General features: G+C 70.4%; 17 protein-coding genes and 2 pseudogenes. 8 read left to right on the top strand and 11 right to left on the bottom strand.

The features are described from left to right. The first annotated feature begins 113 nt into the window (after positions 1 to 113). Both OHA30_RS33020 and OHA30_RS33015 read left to right on the top strand, forming a co-directional pair. The gene (locus OHA30_RS33020) at positions 114 to 1,343 is read left to right on the top strand and encodes an MFS transporter (RefSeq protein ID WP_328917535.1); all 1,230 of its coding nucleotides are present in this window, start codon (positions 114 to 116) and stop codon (positions 1,341 to 1,343) included. A gap of 262 nt (positions 1,344 to 1,605) precedes the next feature. Then, the gene (locus OHA30_RS33015) at positions 1,606 to 2,505 is read left to right on the top strand and encodes a TVP38/TMEM64 family protein (RefSeq protein ID WP_405784878.1); all 900 of its coding nucleotides are present in this window, start codon (positions 1,606 to 1,608) and stop codon (positions 2,503 to 2,505) included. On the opposite strand, the gene OHA30_RS33010 is transcribed toward OHA30_RS33015, so the two are convergent. Further along, complete coding sequence (locus OHA30_RS33010; protein WP_328917534.1) at positions 2,459 to 3,073, bottom strand: flavin reductase family protein; 615 nt, start codon at positions 3,071 to 3,073, stop codon at positions 2,459 to 2,461. The two genes, OHA30_RS33015 and OHA30_RS33010, sit on opposite strands and share 47 nt — an antisense overlap. A 490-nt stretch (positions 3,074 to 3,563) precedes the next feature. On the opposite strand from OHA30_RS33010, the gene OHA30_RS33005 reads away from it, so the two are divergent. After that, positions 3,564 to 3,743 carry a hypothetical protein gene (locus tag OHA30_RS33005; protein ID WP_328917533.1) on the top strand — a complete coding sequence of 60 codons (180 nt, stop codon included), beginning with the start codon at positions 3,564 to 3,566 and terminating at the stop codon, positions 3,741 to 3,743. Between the two features lie 62 nt (positions 3,744 to 3,805). On the opposite strand, the gene OHA30_RS33000 is transcribed toward OHA30_RS33005, so the two are convergent. The 3 genes and pseudogenes from OHA30_RS33000 to OHA30_RS32990 form a co-directional block, all read right to left on the bottom strand. Beyond that, positions 3,806 to 4,726 carry an IS3 family transposase gene (locus OHA30_RS33000; RefSeq protein ID WP_328917532.1) on the bottom strand — a complete coding sequence of 307 codons (921 nt, stop codon included), beginning with the start codon at positions 4,724 to 4,726 and terminating at the stop codon, positions 3,806 to 3,808. Beyond that, positions 4,723 to 5,031 carry a transposase gene (locus OHA30_RS32995; protein ID WP_328917531.1) on the bottom strand — a complete coding sequence of 103 codons (309 nt, stop codon included), beginning with the start codon at positions 5,029 to 5,031 and terminating at the stop codon, positions 4,723 to 4,725. The genes OHA30_RS33000 and OHA30_RS32995 overlap by 4 nt, the downstream gene beginning before the upstream one ends. A 335-nt stretch (positions 5,032 to 5,366) precedes the next feature. Continuing rightward, positions 5,367 to 5,791, bottom strand: a pseudogene (locus OHA30_RS32990) (ATP-binding protein); the annotation flags it as partial. A gap of 615 nt (positions 5,792 to 6,406) precedes the next feature. On the opposite strand from OHA30_RS32990, the gene OHA30_RS32985 reads away from it, so the two are divergent. The 3 genes and pseudogenes from OHA30_RS32985 to OHA30_RS32975 form a co-directional block, all read left to right on the top strand. Continuing rightward, positions 6,407 to 7,879 (top strand): NF041680 family putative transposase, encoded by a 1,473-nt coding sequence (locus tag OHA30_RS32985; protein WP_328918090.1) that lies wholly within the window; start codon positions 6,407 to 6,409, stop codon positions 7,877 to 7,879. A gap of 7 nt (positions 7,880 to 7,886) precedes the next feature. Next, positions 7,887 to 8,573, top strand: a complete 687-nt coding sequence (locus OHA30_RS32980; RefSeq protein WP_328917530.1) for an HAD-IA family hydrolase — start codon at positions 7,887 to 7,889, stop codon at positions 8,571 to 8,573. 6 nt (positions 8,574 to 8,579) lie between these two features. Continuing rightward, positions 8,580 to 8,868, top strand: a pseudogene (locus tag OHA30_RS32975) (IS5/IS1182 family transposase); the annotation flags it as partial. A gap of 27 nt (positions 8,869 to 8,895) precedes the next feature. On the opposite strand, the gene OHA30_RS32970 reads toward OHA30_RS32975, so the two are convergent. Then, the gene (locus OHA30_RS32970; protein WP_328917529.1) at positions 8,896 to 9,369 is read right to left on the bottom strand and encodes a MarR family winged helix-turn-helix transcriptional regulator; all 474 of its coding nucleotides are present in this window, start codon (positions 9,367 to 9,369) and stop codon (positions 8,896 to 8,898) included. An 83-nt stretch (positions 9,370 to 9,452) separates the two neighbouring features. Here OHA30_RS32970 and OHA30_RS32965 point away from each other — a divergent pair, with 83 nt between their 5' ends. Then, a complete protein-coding gene (locus OHA30_RS32965; protein WP_328917528.1) occupies positions 9,453 to 10,073 on the top strand; it encodes a DODA-type extradiol aromatic ring-opening family dioxygenase in 621 nt (206 codons plus the stop codon). Between the two features lie 80 nt (positions 10,074 to 10,153). Continuing rightward, entirely contained in the window at positions 10,154 to 11,089 is a 936-nt protein-coding gene (locus OHA30_RS32960) for an NADP-dependent oxidoreductase (RefSeq protein ID WP_328917527.1), read from the top strand. Here the strand turns inward: OHA30_RS32960 and OHA30_RS32955 are convergent, their stop codons facing one another. The 6 genes from OHA30_RS32955 to OHA30_RS32930 form a co-directional block, all read right to left on the bottom strand. Continuing rightward, positions 11,090 to 11,668 (bottom strand): Tn3 family transposase, encoded by a 579-nt coding sequence (locus tag OHA30_RS32955; protein ID WP_328917526.1) that lies wholly within the window; start codon positions 11,666 to 11,668, stop codon positions 11,090 to 11,092. It lies immediately after the preceding gene. 209 nt (positions 11,669 to 11,877) lie between these two features. Next, entirely contained in the window at positions 11,878 to 12,276 is a 399-nt protein-coding gene (locus tag OHA30_RS32950; RefSeq protein ID WP_328917525.1) for a hypothetical protein, read from the bottom strand. An 8-nt stretch (positions 12,277 to 12,284) separates the two neighbouring features. After that, a complete protein-coding gene (locus tag OHA30_RS32945; protein ID WP_328917524.1) occupies positions 12,285 to 13,391 on the bottom strand; it encodes a potassium channel family protein in 1,107 nt (368 codons plus the stop codon). A 125-nt stretch (positions 13,392 to 13,516) separates the two neighbouring features. Continuing rightward, entirely contained in the window at positions 13,517 to 14,551 is a 1,035-nt protein-coding gene (locus tag OHA30_RS32940) for an urea transporter (RefSeq protein ID WP_328917523.1), read from the bottom strand. A gap of 376 nt (positions 14,552 to 14,927) precedes the next feature. Further along, positions 14,928 to 15,434, bottom strand: a complete 507-nt coding sequence (locus OHA30_RS32935) for a DUF2690 domain-containing protein (protein ID WP_328917522.1) — start codon at positions 15,432 to 15,434, stop codon at positions 14,928 to 14,930. Between the two features lie 69 nt (positions 15,435 to 15,503). Then, positions 15,504 to 15,953 (bottom strand): hypothetical protein, encoded by a 450-nt coding sequence (locus OHA30_RS32930; RefSeq protein WP_328917521.1) that lies wholly within the window; start codon positions 15,951 to 15,953, stop codon positions 15,504 to 15,506. Positions 15,954 to 16,069: the final 116 nt, after the last annotated feature.

Below are 16,069 nucleotides of genomic sequence, written 5' to 3'. Positions count from 1 at the left end.
GCCCCGTGATCCCCCGGAATGAAAGGGGTACGAGACTTTGTTCCGCTGGTAAACTAAGTGCGTTCGGCCGCCCACCGGCCGTCACCGTCCCCCGTACCCGAAGGAACCTTTCCATGCCCCTGGCCGTACTCGCCCTCGCGATAAGCGCCTTCGGCATCGGCACGACCGAGTTCGTGATGATGGGCCTGCTGCCCAACGTCGCGCACGACCTCGGCACTTCCGTGCCGACCGCGGGCTACCTCGTCTCCGCGTACGCCCTCGGCGTCGTCGTCGGCGCGCCCCTGCTCACCGCGCTGGGCGCCCGCGTCCCGCGCAAGCGCATGCTCGTGCTGCTGATGGGCCTGTTCACCATCGGCAACCTCGCCTCCGCCGTCGCCCCCGGCTACGCCACGCTGCTCGCCGGCCGCTTCCTCACCGGGCTGCCGCACGGCGCCTTCTTCGGGGTCGGCGCGGTCGTCGCCTCCCGCCTGGTCGCGGAGGACCGGCGGGCGCGGGCCGTGGCCGCGATGTTCCTCGGCCTGACCATCGCCAACATCGTCGGCGTCCCCGCCGCCACCGCCCTCGGCCAGCACCTCGGGTGGCGCGCCACCTTCCTCGTCGTGTCCGTGGTCGGCCTGCTCTCCCTGGCCACGCTCGCGCTCCTCGTCCCCCGGCTGCCCTCCGACGAACACGTCGGCGTGGCCCAGGAAGTACGCGCCCTGCGCGACCCCCAAGTGCTGCTCGGCCTGCTCACCGCGGTGTTCGGCTTCGCCGGCGTCTTCGCCGTCTACAGCTACCTCGCCTCGATGATGACCGAGGTCACCGGCTTCGCGGACTCCTCCGTCACCCTCCTGCTCGCCCTCTTCGGCATCGGCATGACGCTCGGCGCGCTGGCGGCCGGTCCGCTGACCGACCGGGCGCTGCGCCCGACGCTCTACGGTTCGCTGGCCGCGCTCGCCGTCGTGCTGGTCCTCTTCCGTTACGCCGCGCTGTCCAAGGAGACGGCACCGGTCGCCGTGGTCGTCCTCGGCGCGGTGGGCTTCCTCACCACCACGCCGCTCCAGATGCTGGTCATGAACAAGGCCCGCCGCGCCCCCACCCTGGCCTCCGCCTCCAACCACTCGGCCTTCAACCTCGCCAACGCGGGCGGCGCCTGGCTGGGCGGCGCGGCCATCGCGGCGGGCTGGGGCTGGACGTCGCCCGCGCTGGTCGGCGCGGTGCTCACGGTGATCGGCCTGGGCATCGCGGTGACGGCGGGCGTCCTGGACCGCCGCAATCCGCAGCCGCCCTCCCCGGTGATCGCGGGCGGCGGGCCGATCGGGCGGGAGTCCGCGGCGGAGGGGATGGCGGCGGAGCGGGCGTGAGGCTTCGGGCAGCCGTGTGAGGGGGGTGCGGGCGCCCGGTTGTACGGGGCGCGGTGCGGTGCGGCGCGGGCCGCCCGGTCGTACGCGGTGCGGTGCGGTGCGGTGCGGGCCGCCCGGTCGTACGCGGTGCGGAGCGCCGGCCGGTCGTACGCGGTGCGGTGTGGGCCGCCCGGTCGTCCGGCGTCCGGCTGTACGGCGTCCGGCCGGCGTAAGTGCCGTGCGACCGGAGCCGTACGGCCGCCGCCTCCGTTACGCTCGCCCCGTGCTCGACCACGCGAACGTCAACGCGCCCTCGACCGCGATCCCCGGCCCGCCCTCACCCTCGACCTCAGCTTCAGCCCTGCCCGTGCCCCCGCCGCCGGCCTCCGGCTCGACCTCAGCCTCAGCCCGGTGGCCGGACGCGCGACGGCGCCCGGCGTACCGACTGGCCGTCCGCGGCTCGCGGCTGCTGTGGTCGCCGTGGGCGCGGTTCGCCCTGCTGGTCGCCGTACTGGCGGCGGCGGTCGTGGCCGCCCTGGCCTGGCAGCCGCAGCGGCTGCTGACGACGCACGGGCTCGCGCCGCAGACGTCCGGCGCGACCGCGGTGATCGTCTTCGCGGTCGCGTACGGCGTGGCGACGGTCGCCTTCGTCCCGCGCCCGCTGCTCAACGCCGCCGCCGGGGCGCTGTACGGCATCCACGCCGGGCTCCCCGCGGCGATCGGCGGGACCGTACTGGGCGCGGGGCTCGCCTTCCTGCTGGGACGCTTCCTCGGCCGGGACGCCGTACGGCCGCTGCTGCGCGGGAGGTTCGTGCTGTCGCTCGACCGGCAGCTGAGCAGGCACGGTTTCCGCAGCACGCTGGCGATGCGGCTCTTTCCCGGGGTGCCGTTCGCCGCGGCGAACTACGCGGCGGCGGTCTCCCGTATCCGCCTGATGCCCTTTTTGACGGCCACGGCGGCGGGCAGCGCGGCCAACACGGCGGCCTATGTGGTCGCGGGCAGCCGCGCGGCCTCGCCGACCTCGCCGGTCTTTCTGTGCGCGCTCGGTTTTCTCGGGGTGACGGGGGTGGCGGCGGCCGCGGTGGCCCGGCGTACGCGTGCCCGTACGTCCGCGACCGCGTCGACCGGGCCGGCGGTCAGCGACCCGGGCGCGCCGGCCACTCCTCCAGCGGGATCCGGTTGATCTCCAGGATGTCGCCAAGAGTTCCCCACTCGTTCCGGCCGAGCCGGGACAGCGGGCGCAGGTGCCGTACGTCGGGGCGGCCGTCGACGATCGCGGCCTCCGAGACGGCGACGTGCACGACCCGCCCGAAGACGACCGTGGAGTCGCCGAGCCGCAGGGTGCTGTGCAGTTCGCACTCCAGCGCCACGGGGGACGCGGCCACCCGGGGCGGCCGCACCTTCAGACTCGGTTCGCGCGCGATCCCGACCTCGTCGAACTCGCTGACGCCGCGCGGGAAGGGCGTCCCCGTGGCGTTGATCTGCTCGAACAGGTGCTCAGGGGCGAGGTTCACCACGAACTGGCCGGTCTCCTCGACGTTCCGCACCGAGTCCTTGCGCCCCACCGACGTGAACTGCACGACGGGCGGGCTGACGCAGGAGACGGTGAAGAAGCTGTGGGGGGCGAGGTTGTCCGTGCCCGCCGCGGAGGTCGTGGACACCCAGGCGATCGGCCGGGGCACCACCACCGAGGTGAGCAGTCGGTAAAAGGCCCTGCTGTCGGTCTGACCAGGGTCGAAGTCAATACGCATGCCCCTAGTATCCACGCGAAGGCCGCGGATCTTAGCGGCGGACTGCGGCTCGCCCAAACCCCGGCGTTTCCGGAAAGTGCCCGATATCGGACGGCACGACTACCGGGAGCTGAACCCAGTGAGTACCACGACGCTGTCCCCCTGGGACGGCCTGACGATCCCCCCACAGGCGCGCGGCAGGGGGATCACCCTGAACCTGTTCGACCAGTTGTCCGCTTATGTTCCCCGACGCCCCCCATCAGCCGGCGCCGGGCCCTGCCGCGCCGGTACCGCGGGGACCTGGTCGCAGACCTCCACTGGCTGGTCACACCGCTTGGGTGCGTCCGACGGATGATCGCCGGCTTCCTGAGATCGATGCTCGGGTAACCACGTTGCTCTTCTGTGGGCGGGCCGTGATGCTGAGTCAGTGCCAGGGCAGAGGAAGCGGAAGCAGCGGGAGGCCCGCCGGCGGGCTGCCGCCCGCTTTGCCCCGGAAACGGGACGCTGGGAAGTGCTCTTCGAGACTCAGGACGAGTCGCAGTGGCGTGCCCAGATTCAGCGCCTTCGGGCCGGGAACAAGCAGATCGACTGGTCAGCGGTTCGGCTGGACACGCTCTGCGGGCGGCTGACCCAGCCGACCACCTACCGGCTGAGCGTGTTCATGCCGATCAGCGGGTCCGTTGCGGACTGACGCACCCTGGCGTGACCTGCCCTGGCGGGCATGAGGTTCCCCCGGTGTGCGGGTGTGGCTGACTAGCTGGTCAGGGCGGGTTGACGTGGTTTCAGGTTCGTTGGTTCGGCCGTCGCCCGGTTGGCGTAGTGCTTCTCTTCGTACTCGATCGGGCTGAGGTAGCCGAGCCGTTTTTGGATGCGGCGGGGGTTGTAGAAGCCGTCGATGTACTCGAAGAGCGCGAGGTTTGCTTCGGCTCTGGTGGCGAAGACGCGGCCGCGGATGCACTCGGTCTTGACCAGCATCCACAGGTTCTCCGCGAGGGCATTGTCGAACGAGTCGCCGACCGAGCCCATGGATGCCTGGATCCCGGCCCTGACCAGGCGTGTTGTGAGTTTCACCGAGGTGTATTGGGTGCCGTGGTCCGCGTGGTGGACGAGTTCGCCGGGCGCGACTTCGGGGCTGGCCAGGGCGTATTCCAGCGAGGTCAGGACCAGGTCGGCGTCCGCGCGGGCGGAGGTCTCCCATGCCACGACCCGGCGGGAGAACGCGTCCCGGATCGCCGATAGCCACAAAGGCCCCTCCTGGGTGGAGATCATGGTGAGGTCGGTGACCCACAATCGGTTCGGCCCGTTCGCGGTGAAGTCGCGTTGCACCAGGTCAGGAGCGAGTTCGGCGTCGGGGTCCCGGCGGGTGAAACTCTTGCCCCGGCGGGGGCTGATCCCGGCCAGGCCGGCCTGGCGCATGAGCCGCTCGACGCGCTTGCGGCCGACATGGACACCCTCGCGCTTGAGGACGGCGTGCACGCGGGGTGAGCCGTAGATCCCGCCGGACTCGTCGTGGATCTGGCGGATCCTGCTGGTCAGCCCGGCGTCCTGGCGGCGCCGTTCGCACGGCTCGGTCACGGCTTGGCGCCAGCGGTAGTAGGTGGAGGAGGGGATGTCCAGTTCCCGGAGTACGGGCTCGGCCCCCAGGTGCGAGTGCTCATCGAGGAGCGCGGTCATCGGGGCCGGGTCGGGTCGAGCTGGGCCGCGAAAAAAGCCGAGGCCGTCCGCAGGACCTCATTGGCACGCTTGAGCTGGGCATTCTCCTTGCGCAGGGCGGCCAGCTCCTCCCGCTCGGCAGTGGTCGGCACATCGTCCCGTTCGCCGGCGTCCGCCTCGGCCTGGCGGATCCAGTTGCGCAGGGCCTCGTGGTGCACGCCGAGTTCCTCGGCCATGCGACGGATCACGGGCTTCGGCTCGGCCGCCCGGTACATCCGCACCGCACGCTCACGCAACTCCAGCGGGTACTTCCTCGGGGCAGGCATCGTCAGGGCCCCTCTCATGAAACCCATCTGACCTGCTGTCACCATTCCCCGCATCTCGGGGGAACCTCACCCGTCTTGAGCGAGCGATGAGGATGACATGCGAGCACTGCCAGGGCGACGAGAAACTCGACCGGTGGCTGGCTGAGGGGTTCTATGAGATCGCGACTTGGGTTCCAATGTGGACCTCACATCCGAACTTCCCGAGGCCGACCCCGGGGGTCTACTACGAGGCCTGCATAGAGCGGATCAGTGATCTGGCCAGGTGGTTTTTCCGAGGCTGGCACGATTACTCCGAAGGACACCAGTGGTCTGATCTGTGAGCCCCCCACGGTCGGTCAGGCTGCGTGGTCTCGGTCCCGTTCGATGGCGGCGAGGCGGCTTTGAGCCGGTAGCTGTTGCCGTTGATCGAGACGACCTCGTGGTGGTACAGGAGGCGGTCGAGGATCGCGGTGGCGAGGACGTCGTCGCCGAAGACCTGGCCCCACTTACCGAAGGTCTTGTTGAGGTCAGGACGATCAGGCCCTTCTCGTAGCGCTGGGAGATGACCTGGAAGACCAGATTCGCCTCGGCCCGCTCCAGCGGCTGGTAGCCGACCTCGTCAACGACCAGGACGCTGGACCGCAGGTAGGTGCCGAGCTTGCGCATCAGCCGGCCCTGTTTCCCCGGCGGCTTTGAGGTGGCGGACCATGTCGTCGAGGCTGATGAAGTAGATCGAGTGGCCGGGCCGGCAGGCGGCGACCGCAAGGGCGACGGCGATGTGCGGGCCCGCCAGCGTCTCCGCAGGACGGCATTCTGAAACGATCAGTAAGCTTGTTCTTTATCTTCCGGCCGCGTCGCAGGGCGGGGACGGAAGGTTCCAGACGGCGTCTGACCGGTTGACGATCTTTCGAAGTTCGCGGGTGCTTCGTGGTGACAGGGCCTGCATTACGGTGTCGAGGAGGGCTCGGGCTTCGAGAGGGTTGCCGCAGCAGTACCAGTGCACGTTGCCCCGCTCGTAGTCGTGCCACAGTGTACGCTCGGGCTGGTGGACGTAGTCCTTCCACAGGCCCACAGCCGCGCTGACGTCGCCTGGCTGCAGATAGTTGCGGGTGTGCTCAAGACGGATGATCTCGGAGAGTGCACCTGAAGACAGGCCGTTGATGACTGACCCTGCACCCCTGGTCCGGTGGCTGCCGGGAGCGCCGGCACGGATGTGTCCTGGCCGTCTACGCGGCATGGACCTTTCGGTTCGTCGTCATGCCGTACATGGTGCCACGGTCTCGAATGGCGTCTCGAACGGATTCGCCCGCGTGGGGATTCGCCGGACGTGGAAGCGGCCTTCGTCTGATCCTGTGCTCCGACCAAGGTGCACGTGACCGGGACGAAGGCCGTGAGGGTGAGTCTGCTGCCTGATGCTGTTCGGAGGGAAGCGTTCGCGGAAGCGTCACGCTTCCGGGGAGATTTCTACGAGTGTCTGACCGCCCGGCGCGACGAGTTGTTCGAACTGGCGGACGCGGTGCTCTGTGTGGACGGTGCGGTGAAGTCCCCGGTGGACTTGACGCTGCTGCCCGAGCACCGTCGTGGGCACGGAGCGATGTACGGCGGCCTGAACCACGGCCGGATCGACACCGGTCGATTGCGGACGGTGCTGGCCGGCCTGCCGCTGCCGCGTTTCGACAGCGGGCGCCTGGTCCTGGCGGTCGACGTGTCGCCATGGCTTCGCTCGGACGCGCCGTGCTCGGCGGAGCGCCTGTTCTGCCACGTCTACGGCCGGGCGAAGACTGCGTCGCAGTTCATTCCGGGCTGGCCCTACTCCTTCGTGGCCGTTCTGGAGCCGGGTGCCACGTCCTGGACCGCGATCCTGGACGCGGTCCGGCTCGGCCCGGCGGACGACGCGACCGCAGTCACCGCCGCCCAGCTCCGAGGGGTCGTTGAACGGATCATCGCCGCAAGCCAGTGGCAGGCCGGGAACCCGGACATCGTGATCGTGAGCGATGCCGGCTACGACGTCACCCGCCTGGCCTGGGTCCTGCGCGACCTGCCGGTCGAGCTGGTCGGCCGTGTCCGCTCCGATCGCGTGATGCGGCTGCCGAGAGCGCCCGGTGTCAGCGGCCGGCCGCCCAAGCACGGCCCGGAATTCCGGTTCACCAAGCCGGAGACCTGGCCCGAGCCCACGGTCACCAACTACGGCAAGGCCGAGACCCAGGCATGGGGCCGGGTCCACCCGCGGCTCACCCACCGCTCCTCATGGCTCGACCACGACGGCGAACTGCCCTTGGTCGAGGGCACGTTGATGCGGCTGAAGGTCGAGCATCTGTCGAAAGAACGGGATGCCCCGCCACGGTGGTTATGGTCCTCCAAGACCGGTGCCACCCCGGACGACGTGGATCGCTTCTGGCAGGCATTTCTCCGCCGCTTCGACCTGGAGCACACCTTCCGCTTCGCGAAGCAGACCCTCGGCTGGACCACCCCGAAACTCCGCACTCCCGAGGCAGCGGACCGCTGGACCTGGATCCCGATCGTCGCCCACACCCAACTCCGGCTCGCCCGGACCCTCGCCGTGGACCTCCGCCGGCCCTGGGAGAAACCGACCACCTCCGACAGACTCACCCCGGCCCGGGTCCGCCGGGGGTTCAGGAACATCCGCGCTCATCTCGCCTGCCCGGCCCGCGTCCCCAAACCCCGAGGCACCGGCCCCGGACGCCCACCCGGCGCCAAGAACAAGCACCGGGCACCCCGCTACGACGTCGGCAAGACCGTCACGCCCCGAGACCCTCAAGGCAATCGGCAAGCCCGGAAGATCTTGGTAGATAAAGAACAAGGTAAGGGTTGTCCCGCAAACTGCCTGTTCGGGGGCCTGATGGCATGATCGAGGCGTGATCGGTGAACCTGCTCGGCCCGGAGCTAAGAAGTATGTCCTGTTCGATGTCGATGGCACGTTGATCGATGCCGTGGACAACCAGCGCCGGGTTTGGCGCGAGTGGGCGGAGCGATACGGGCTGGATCCCGTTGAGGTCTACCAAGTGGCGCTGCGGACCAGGCCGATGGATACCTTCGCACAGGTCATTCCGGACCGTGAACCGCGTGAGTGCCTGGCTGCACTGCACGACCTGGAGGACGAGGATGTGCGGTCCGGCGTGTATACGGCCTTCGACGGTGCCTCCGAGTTGCTGGGCACGCTGCCCTCCGGGTCGTGGGCGTTGGTGACGTCGAATTACGAGCACCGTGTGCGCGGACGCTTCGCCCGGACCGGCTTGCCGGTGCCGGATGTCATCGTGGATGCCGCCTCCGTCGAGGAAGGCAAGCCCTCACCTGTCCCGTATCTGCTGGCTGCCAAGCGGCTCGGCGCCGAGCCGGAGGACTGTCTGGTGATCGAGGACGCCCCCTCCGGGGTGCGGTCCGGGCTGCGGGCCGGCATGACGGTGTGGGGGGTCAACGCTCCCGTCGCTGTCGACGGCGTGCGCCGTCACTTCGGAAGCCTGCGCTCAGCCGTCCTCGACATTCTCGCCTTCGCGTCCGGAACCCACCCTCACCGGCCGGAGAGCTCAACACCGGTGAAATGATCTTGCATCTCGAAGTCCGCGGTCGACCGCGTCATCGGTCACGTCGGGCCGCTGACGGCACTGCGACCTTGGCACCGCTTCACGAAGGACGCCGTACTCATCGTGGACGGCCCCCTGGTTCCAACCCGCGACCATGAGGTCGCCGAACAGTCAAAAAAACTTCCGGTACTTCACCAGCCGCCAGGTGGTCATCGACGCCGGTACTCGCCTGGCCGCCGTGGTCGGACAGACACTGCCGGGCAACCGCAACGACTGCAAGGCGTGGAGCGAGTCCGGCGCCAAGGCCACCGTCGGCCCGCAAGGCCCCGCCTGGAGAGGGCGCTCAGCCTCCTTCGAGTTCCCGGCGCACGGTAGCGGCGATGCGGGTGAGTGCGGCCTCGAGGTGGCGGCGCTGAGCGGCGCTGAGCGGGTCGAACACGAGCCGCTTCACCTGCGCGACGTGTTCCGGTGCGCTCTCGACGAGCTTCTGCCGGCCGGCGTCGGTCAGGGCGGCGAGGGTATATCGACCGTCGCCTGGGTCGGGCCTGCGGGCGACCCAGTCGCGGGCTTCGAAGCGGTCCATCACCTTCGACAGGCGGGGCTGGGTGCTGTCGCAGACCCGGGCCAGGTCGCTGAGCCGCATCGTGGCCTCGTCGGCCATGGACAGCTGGGCCAGAACCCCGTACTCGAAGTTGGAGATGCCCGCGTCCCGTTGCAGCTGGCGGTCGAGGGCCGCCGGGAGGGCGATGACGACCGTGAGCAGCGCCTGCCACAGGTCCTGCTGGTCGTCGTCGAGCCAGGGCGACTGAGTGTCCATGAGCCCCATCATACTTGCCCGGGCAACTCGCATCACTTGCCTGGGCAACCCTTGATGGGCTAGCTTTTCACTTGCCTCGGCAAGTGAAAACACTTGCCGAGGCAAGTGAAGGAGCTGATTTCGATGACCACCACGAGCAGCCTGGCCTCCCCGAACGGCCTGACTTCCCCCTGCCCTACGCGACCCCGGACGCCACCGACCTGGCGCGGCGACTCACCGGCCTGCTGGGCGGGACGCCCGTGCACGAGTTCGCCGACCGCGGCCTCGACCACGGCGCCTTCATCCCGCTCATGGCCATGTACCCCGCGGCCGACGTCCCGGTCGTGCAGCTGTCGATGCCCAGCCTCGACCCCGGCGCTCTGCTCGAATTCGGGACACGCCTGCGGCCCCTGCGCGAAGAAGGCATCCTCGTTCTCGGCTCGGGCTTCATGACGCACAGCTTCGCCGTCTTCCGCCGGCCGGAGCTCGCCGCCGAGACCACGGCCTTCGACGAGTGGGCCGTTGACGCCCTCGCCCGGGGCGACGCCGACGCCCTCACCGACTACCGCGACAAGGCACCCGGCGCTGCGGTCGCCCATCCGACGGCCGACCACTTCGTCCCGCTGCTGCTCACCGTCGGCGCCGCCGATGACCCCGGCAGCGCCGTGAGCGCCATCGACCGCATGGTGATGGGCAACTCCACCCGGTCGGTGCGGCTGACCTGAGCGCCTCGACGTGCTTCACCTTCCCGCCTGATCGGCTCATCCGTTGGCGGCGACATCAATACACCCTGGAGGAAAGTGCCATGAAGGCAATACGTTTCCACGAGTTCGGCAGCAGCGAGGTCCTGCGCTACGAGGACCTCGACCGTCCGGTCCCCGGCACCGGGCAGGTGCTGGTGCGGGTGGCGGCCACGTCGTTCAACCCGGTCGACGACCACATCCGCGCCGGTGTCCTGGCCGAGATGATCCCGATCACTCTCCCGTACGTGCCGGGGATCGACCTGGCGGGCACCGTCGCTGAACTCGGCGCGGACGTGACCGGCCTGGAGGTCGGCGACCGGGTCGTGGCGATGCTGCCCCTCGACTCCGCCGGCGGCGCCGCCGAGTACGTGCTCGCCCCGGCCGAGTCCCTGGCCCCGGCGCCCCGGACGACCGAGCTGGTCGACGCCGCGGCGCTGCCGCTGACCGGCCTGGCGGCCTGGCAGACGGCGTTCGAGCTCGCCGAGCTGAAGCCCGGTCAGACCGTCCTGGTCAACGGGGCGGGGGGCGCGGTCGGCAGCCTCGTGGTGCAGCTCGCCGTCGACGCGGGAGCGCACGTGACCGCGGTGGACGCGCCGCAGCACGCCGACCGCCTTCGGGGCTACGGGGCGGACCGGGTCGTCGGCCCCCTCGCCCCCGCCGCGGGCCCGGCCGCCGTGGGCGGTCCGTTCCAGGTCGTGGTGAACCATGTGCGCGTCTCCCCGGAGGAGCTCGCGCAGCTGACGAACTACGTCGCCGACGGCGGGGTCGCCGCCAGCACGGCCGGCCCGATTCCCGAGGACCCCGCCCGGGGAGTGCGCAGCGCGAGCCTGTGGGTCCGCAGCGACGGAGCCCAGCTGGCCGAGCTGGTCGCCAAGGTGGATGCCGGCAAGCTCCGGCTCCATGTCGCCGCCCACCGCCCGGTGGCCGAGCTGGCCGCCGTGCATGAGGACGCCGGCGCCGGGCGGCTGCGCGGCAAGACGGTCGTGCTCGCTCCCTGATCACACCCTGACCGCACGCGACCGGGCCGCCCGCCGTTCGCTCTCCCGCCGGTGGGCCGCCCGGAAGTTCAACGGCGGCAGCACCCGTGACCGGTCGGCACCGGCGAGGCCATGCGGCAGGCCCTGCACTCGAGCCCCGCCGCTGCCGCCCACGCCCGTTGCCCGGGACGCCGAAGCGTCCCGGGCAACCTCGTCCTCACCCGGGCTCCGGCCGGCGCGGATCCGGAGCAGGTGCGGCGCGAGCAGGCTGACCTCCTGGGACTCCTTGTCCGCACCGGCCGGGTCGCCGTCCTTGCCGTAGAAGAGGTCCTTGTTCGCTGAGTTCCGGTTCTCGTTCTCCACCACCTGCAACCCCTCGTGGATCTCCTGGCGCATCTCGGCGTCGGCGAGGCAGCCGCAGACGAACGAGGTACGCACCGCCCGGCCCAGCTTCTCGATCGCCCGGTACGTCGGGGGCTTCGGTCCGGCGAAGGCGAACCCGACGGTGGACGCGCCGTGCGTGTCGGTGTGCTGCCGGTCAGAGGTGCGTCGTAGATCACCGTGGCAGTGGCGGAGGTGGCTCCCGGGGCGGTGACCCATTCCTTCCCACTCGTTTTGTTCTACCGGCTGGTCTCCTCCCGCTACGAGCGGTGCCGGTGCGGCCGCGTGTACCTCGTCGGGGTACACGTTGCCCAGGCCCAATGCCACGCCACCGGGCACCCGTCCGAAGAGCGGTGTCCACGGTGGGTTCCGCGCCGGTCGGCACGCTGAACCCGGCCGGCGCCGGCCGTCGCCGTCGCTGGAGGGTTTCACCCCCGGCGGGGTTCTGCCTCCGGTTCGCCGGGGGTGATGTCGGCGGTGTGGGCGGTGATGATCTGGTTGATGCGTACGGTGTTGCGCACGAGGGGGTCTGCGGCGGCGGGGTCGTCGGTCGGGGGCAGGATGGCTGTCGGGTCATGGGTGTCGACGGCTGGGTGGCCGGTGATGGCCTGGGTGAGGGCGTGCAGGTTGTTGTCGGTGAGCTCGGCCAGTTTGTCCAGGGGCACGGCGGCAGGTGGCGGGGTGCGGGGGTTGGTGAGGTGTCGGGTGTAGTAGGCGAGTGCGGACGCGACGGTGAGTTGGCGTTCGACGCCGTCGCGGTGCAGAGTGCCGGGGATGCGGCGGAGTGGCGCGGCGGTCTGGTAGAGGCGGCGCAGGTTCTGGTTCATGGTGCTTGTCAGGCGGCGTAGGGTCTGCTGGTCGGGGGTGTCGGTGAGCGCGGTCCGGACGATGTCGCCGACGGTGTGCAGCAGGGCCAGCAGGTCGGTGGTGAATTTCTCCCGGGTCCGGGTGGGCAGCAGGAAGGTCGCGGTGGCCAGCCCGATGACGGCGCCGATGACGGTTTCGGCGACTCGCAGTCCGATGGCCTGCCGTCGGGGTAGGCGGCCGCGAACACGTCGAACGCCACGACCTCGGGCACATCGGTGCTCTGCCAGCGCAGCTGCTGGTGCAGGTAGTCGGTGAATCGGGTGAAGTGCAGGGTCAGTGGGGTGAGCAGCGGTTGCCGCGCGGCCGGATGGTCGGCGGGCAGGCCCCAGCGCAGTGTGGCGATGATCCCGCCGAGTCTGTTCAGCGCGTAGGGCAGTGAGAAGTGGTCGCGTCCGCTCTGGAAGTAGTAGGCGACGTGATGCAGGCGCAGCCCGTCGGTGTAGGAGGCGAAGCTGTCGTGCAGGGTCTCCAGGTAGGCGTCGAGCCCGGTGGCCCGGCCTTGTGGGAAGTACGGGGCCAGGCCGGCGACCGGGTCTTCGGCGTCGGCCACGTCGTACAGCTTCGACGACAGTGCCGACAGGTCACGCACCACCTGGTAGACGCCCAGCAGGAAGGTCAGTGCCAGGGTGACCAGGACCAGCCCGCTCAGGGTCTCCAGGATGGTCAGCGTGCGCAGTACGTCGGTCTCCGGCGTGACCTGGGAGGTGCCCACGGTGGCCAGCTGTGCGGCGGAGAGGTAGAGGGCGCTGAACATGCCCGGTCCCAGCCCCTGCCCGTCGTAACCGAAGCCGTTGCCCGGGGTCAGGCCGTAGTAGATGAACCCGAATCCGAGCACGACGCACACCAGCCAGGTCAGCAGGCTCACCGCGATCTGCAGCCCGGTGGCCTGGCGCAGCGCGGCGGGCCGCCACCTGCGGGGAATCCGGCGGGTGACCTGACGCATCGCCCGCCACTGCAGGGCGCACAGCGGGGTCGCCAGAAACCCGGCCTCGTCGTAGTTCAACGACGTCAGGAACAGGTCGACCAGCCCCACCCCGAGCACCACGACGCCCAGCGCGATCCAGAACCCGGCCATGTCGCGACGCCCTTCGGGTCAGTCTCGGCGGGCCGGCATCCGGCGACGGGTCCGGCGTTCGCCGACAGTGCGGGCACGGTGCGCCCGGCTCGGACCGAGCATGTGGGTGCTCCCCTCTCGTACGGTCATCGTGTTCCGGCGTTGCGGGGGGTCAGGCTGTCCCAGCGGCGCGACACCGAGCGCAGGTTGGCCTCCGGGGTGGTGGCGTCCTCCGGATGCACCGCGTGCAGCCGTGTGAACGAGCTGGCGGCGAACAGGCACAGCCAGGTGGTGACGACGAAGGGTGCGGTGAGCGTGGGCAGCCCCACCGGGGCCAGCACGGTGCCGAACATGCCTTCGACGACCACGCTCACCGCGGCGGCCACCGCGGCGAACAGCGCCGAGCGGTAACTGAGCAGGTAGTACAGGCCGGCGAGGGCGATCGCCGTCAACACCGCGTTGTAGCCGGCCAGGCCGCCGCGCAGCGTCGTCTCCGACGCGCCCAGCCCCCAGGCCACGCCGAACCCGATCAGGCTGCCGGCGGCGGCCGCGATGGCGGAGATCCGCGAATTGACCAGGATCCCGACCAGCAGCGCCACCCCGGTCCAGACGCTGGTTTGCAGCATCACCTCGGCGAATCCGTGGAAGAACCCGAACAGCAGATCGCTCGGCGTCGGTGTCGATGCACCGGAGGACGACCGGGTGGGCAGGCGCGGGGCGGTCAGCGCCGCGGCGCCGCCCAAGGCGCCGAACTGGCGCAGCCCCGCGAGGAACACCCAGGCGGTCGCCACGAACGCGGCGGTCAGCGTCGGGACGTGCTCGGAGTTGACGAAGTTGTAGATGGCCGCGGCGACGATCGTGACGGCCGAGCAGGCGAACACCACATAGCCCACCAGGGCGGGCCCGCGGGTGACGTAGGCGGCCAGACCGATCGCGGTCAGGGTGCCGTTGAACCCGTACAGCCCCTGCCTCACCGATGCTCCCGGCACCCCCACCAGCAGCGCCGTGCCGGTGGCCACCACCGTTCCCAGCAGCGCGTACAGCCCGGCCACCCAGCTGCTCACGAAGATTCCGGCCAGGAAGATCGCCCCGGACAGCGGATTGTTCTGCAGGAGCACCTGCCCGACTCCGCGCAACACCGTGTCGACGAAGCCTCCGACCGGAGACTTCCAAAGCGCCATCACCGACCGCATCTCACGTCCTCAACGGTTGCCCCGCACACCTTGACACGGGGCGACCGGCGACTCCACTGACCCGGCCGACGGGGAGGGCCCGGGTTTGCCGCCATTGGGTCGGTGACGGCCGGGTCGGTCGCCGGGGGCTCGGACGTCGAAGCCGACAGCGCGCGCTGACATCCCGATCATCATGTGATGGACGCCCCCTCACATGAGGGACGCCCGAGCGGAAAGGCCGGCGCCGGCGTCACGACGCACGGTCCCCGGCGGCGCGGCCCGCCCGGTCGAGGAGCACCGGCACGGCGCCGCCGGGGACCGCTTCATGCGTCACGCCGCCCTGTGGGACGGCGCCGCGGCCGACCCCGCGTCCGGCCGGCGGAGGTCAGCAGATCGTGACCCACGGGTTGTACGGGACGCCCGTGCCCGTGAAGGCGACGACTTGCCCGGAGGTGTCCTTCACGACGCTCGACACGAGGACGCACGTGCTCCCCGGGGCGTAGACCTGCATCCCGAAGGACGATCCGACCGCGGGATCGGTCTCCTGGTCCTCGTAGTAGCCGAGCCATCCCCCGTGTCCGTCGGGCTGGCTGGAAGGGCGCCGGATGCCCTTGGTGACGGTGCCCGTGGCGAGCGGAACGGTGATGACCGCCCGCACCCAGTTGGTGCCGCACGACGGCGAGTAGCGCACCTCCATCGTTCCGTACGTCGCCTGCTGGCTCCTGATCGGTTGCGTCGCGATGGTGACGGCGTCCGCCTGGCAGCCGGTCGTGGACGGATTACTGCCCGTGTAGGGGTCGTACGGAGCGGCCGTGGCGGGCACTGCCGCCAGGGCGACGGTGCCCATGGCCGTCGCCAGCAGGGCCAGGGTCCGCTTTCCGGTGACACGCATGTGACACTCCTTCTTCTCGTGCGCTGTCGTGGCGGGGATGCTTTCGGGTGGTGACGGGTCGGCGGTCCGTCAGCTGGAGCAGACGGTCGCGCCCACGCGGAGGTTGTCGGCGAGGTACACCCGGCCCCAGGAGCACACGCGCTCGCTGGGCGCGACACGGAGGTAGGGCGACCAGTTGGACGTTCCGACGTCCACGGCCAGGGAGTTCTGGCCGGTCCTGGGGGCCTCGGTGTAGGACTCCAGGGTCTTCGAGCCGACGTACGACGTGGTGCGGGTCCAGTTGCCGCTGCACGCCCACGACCAGCGCATCTCCACGAGGCCGACGACCACGCCGGCGTTGGTGATACTGGCCGACGCGATCGTCTGCCCGTTGGCGCAGTCGACGGCCGGGTTGCCGTCGCCGCCGGAGTCGGTGGCGGCGGCGTCCGGCGCCGCGCCGAGCAGACCCGCGCCGACCAGTGCGGCGGCCGCGACGGCGGTCCTGAGCTTGTTTCCGGTGCGCTTGTTTCCGGTACGCATGGTGTTCCTCTCGGAGATCCACGGTGCGATGTGCTTCGTGGCAGGTCTACCGAGGGGTGGCGGGGGCCGGACAGCGCTCGCCGGGAGCCCGTACGACCTCGTACGGGCAGGTCGCC

This window comes from Streptomyces sp. NBC_00223 (assembly GCF_036199905.1).
Lineage (GTDB): Bacteria > Actinomycetota > Actinomycetes > Streptomycetales > Streptomycetaceae > Actinacidiphila.
The sequence above is the reverse complement of the archived record's forward strand: the minus strand, read 5'-3'. Positions and strand labels throughout refer to the sequence as shown.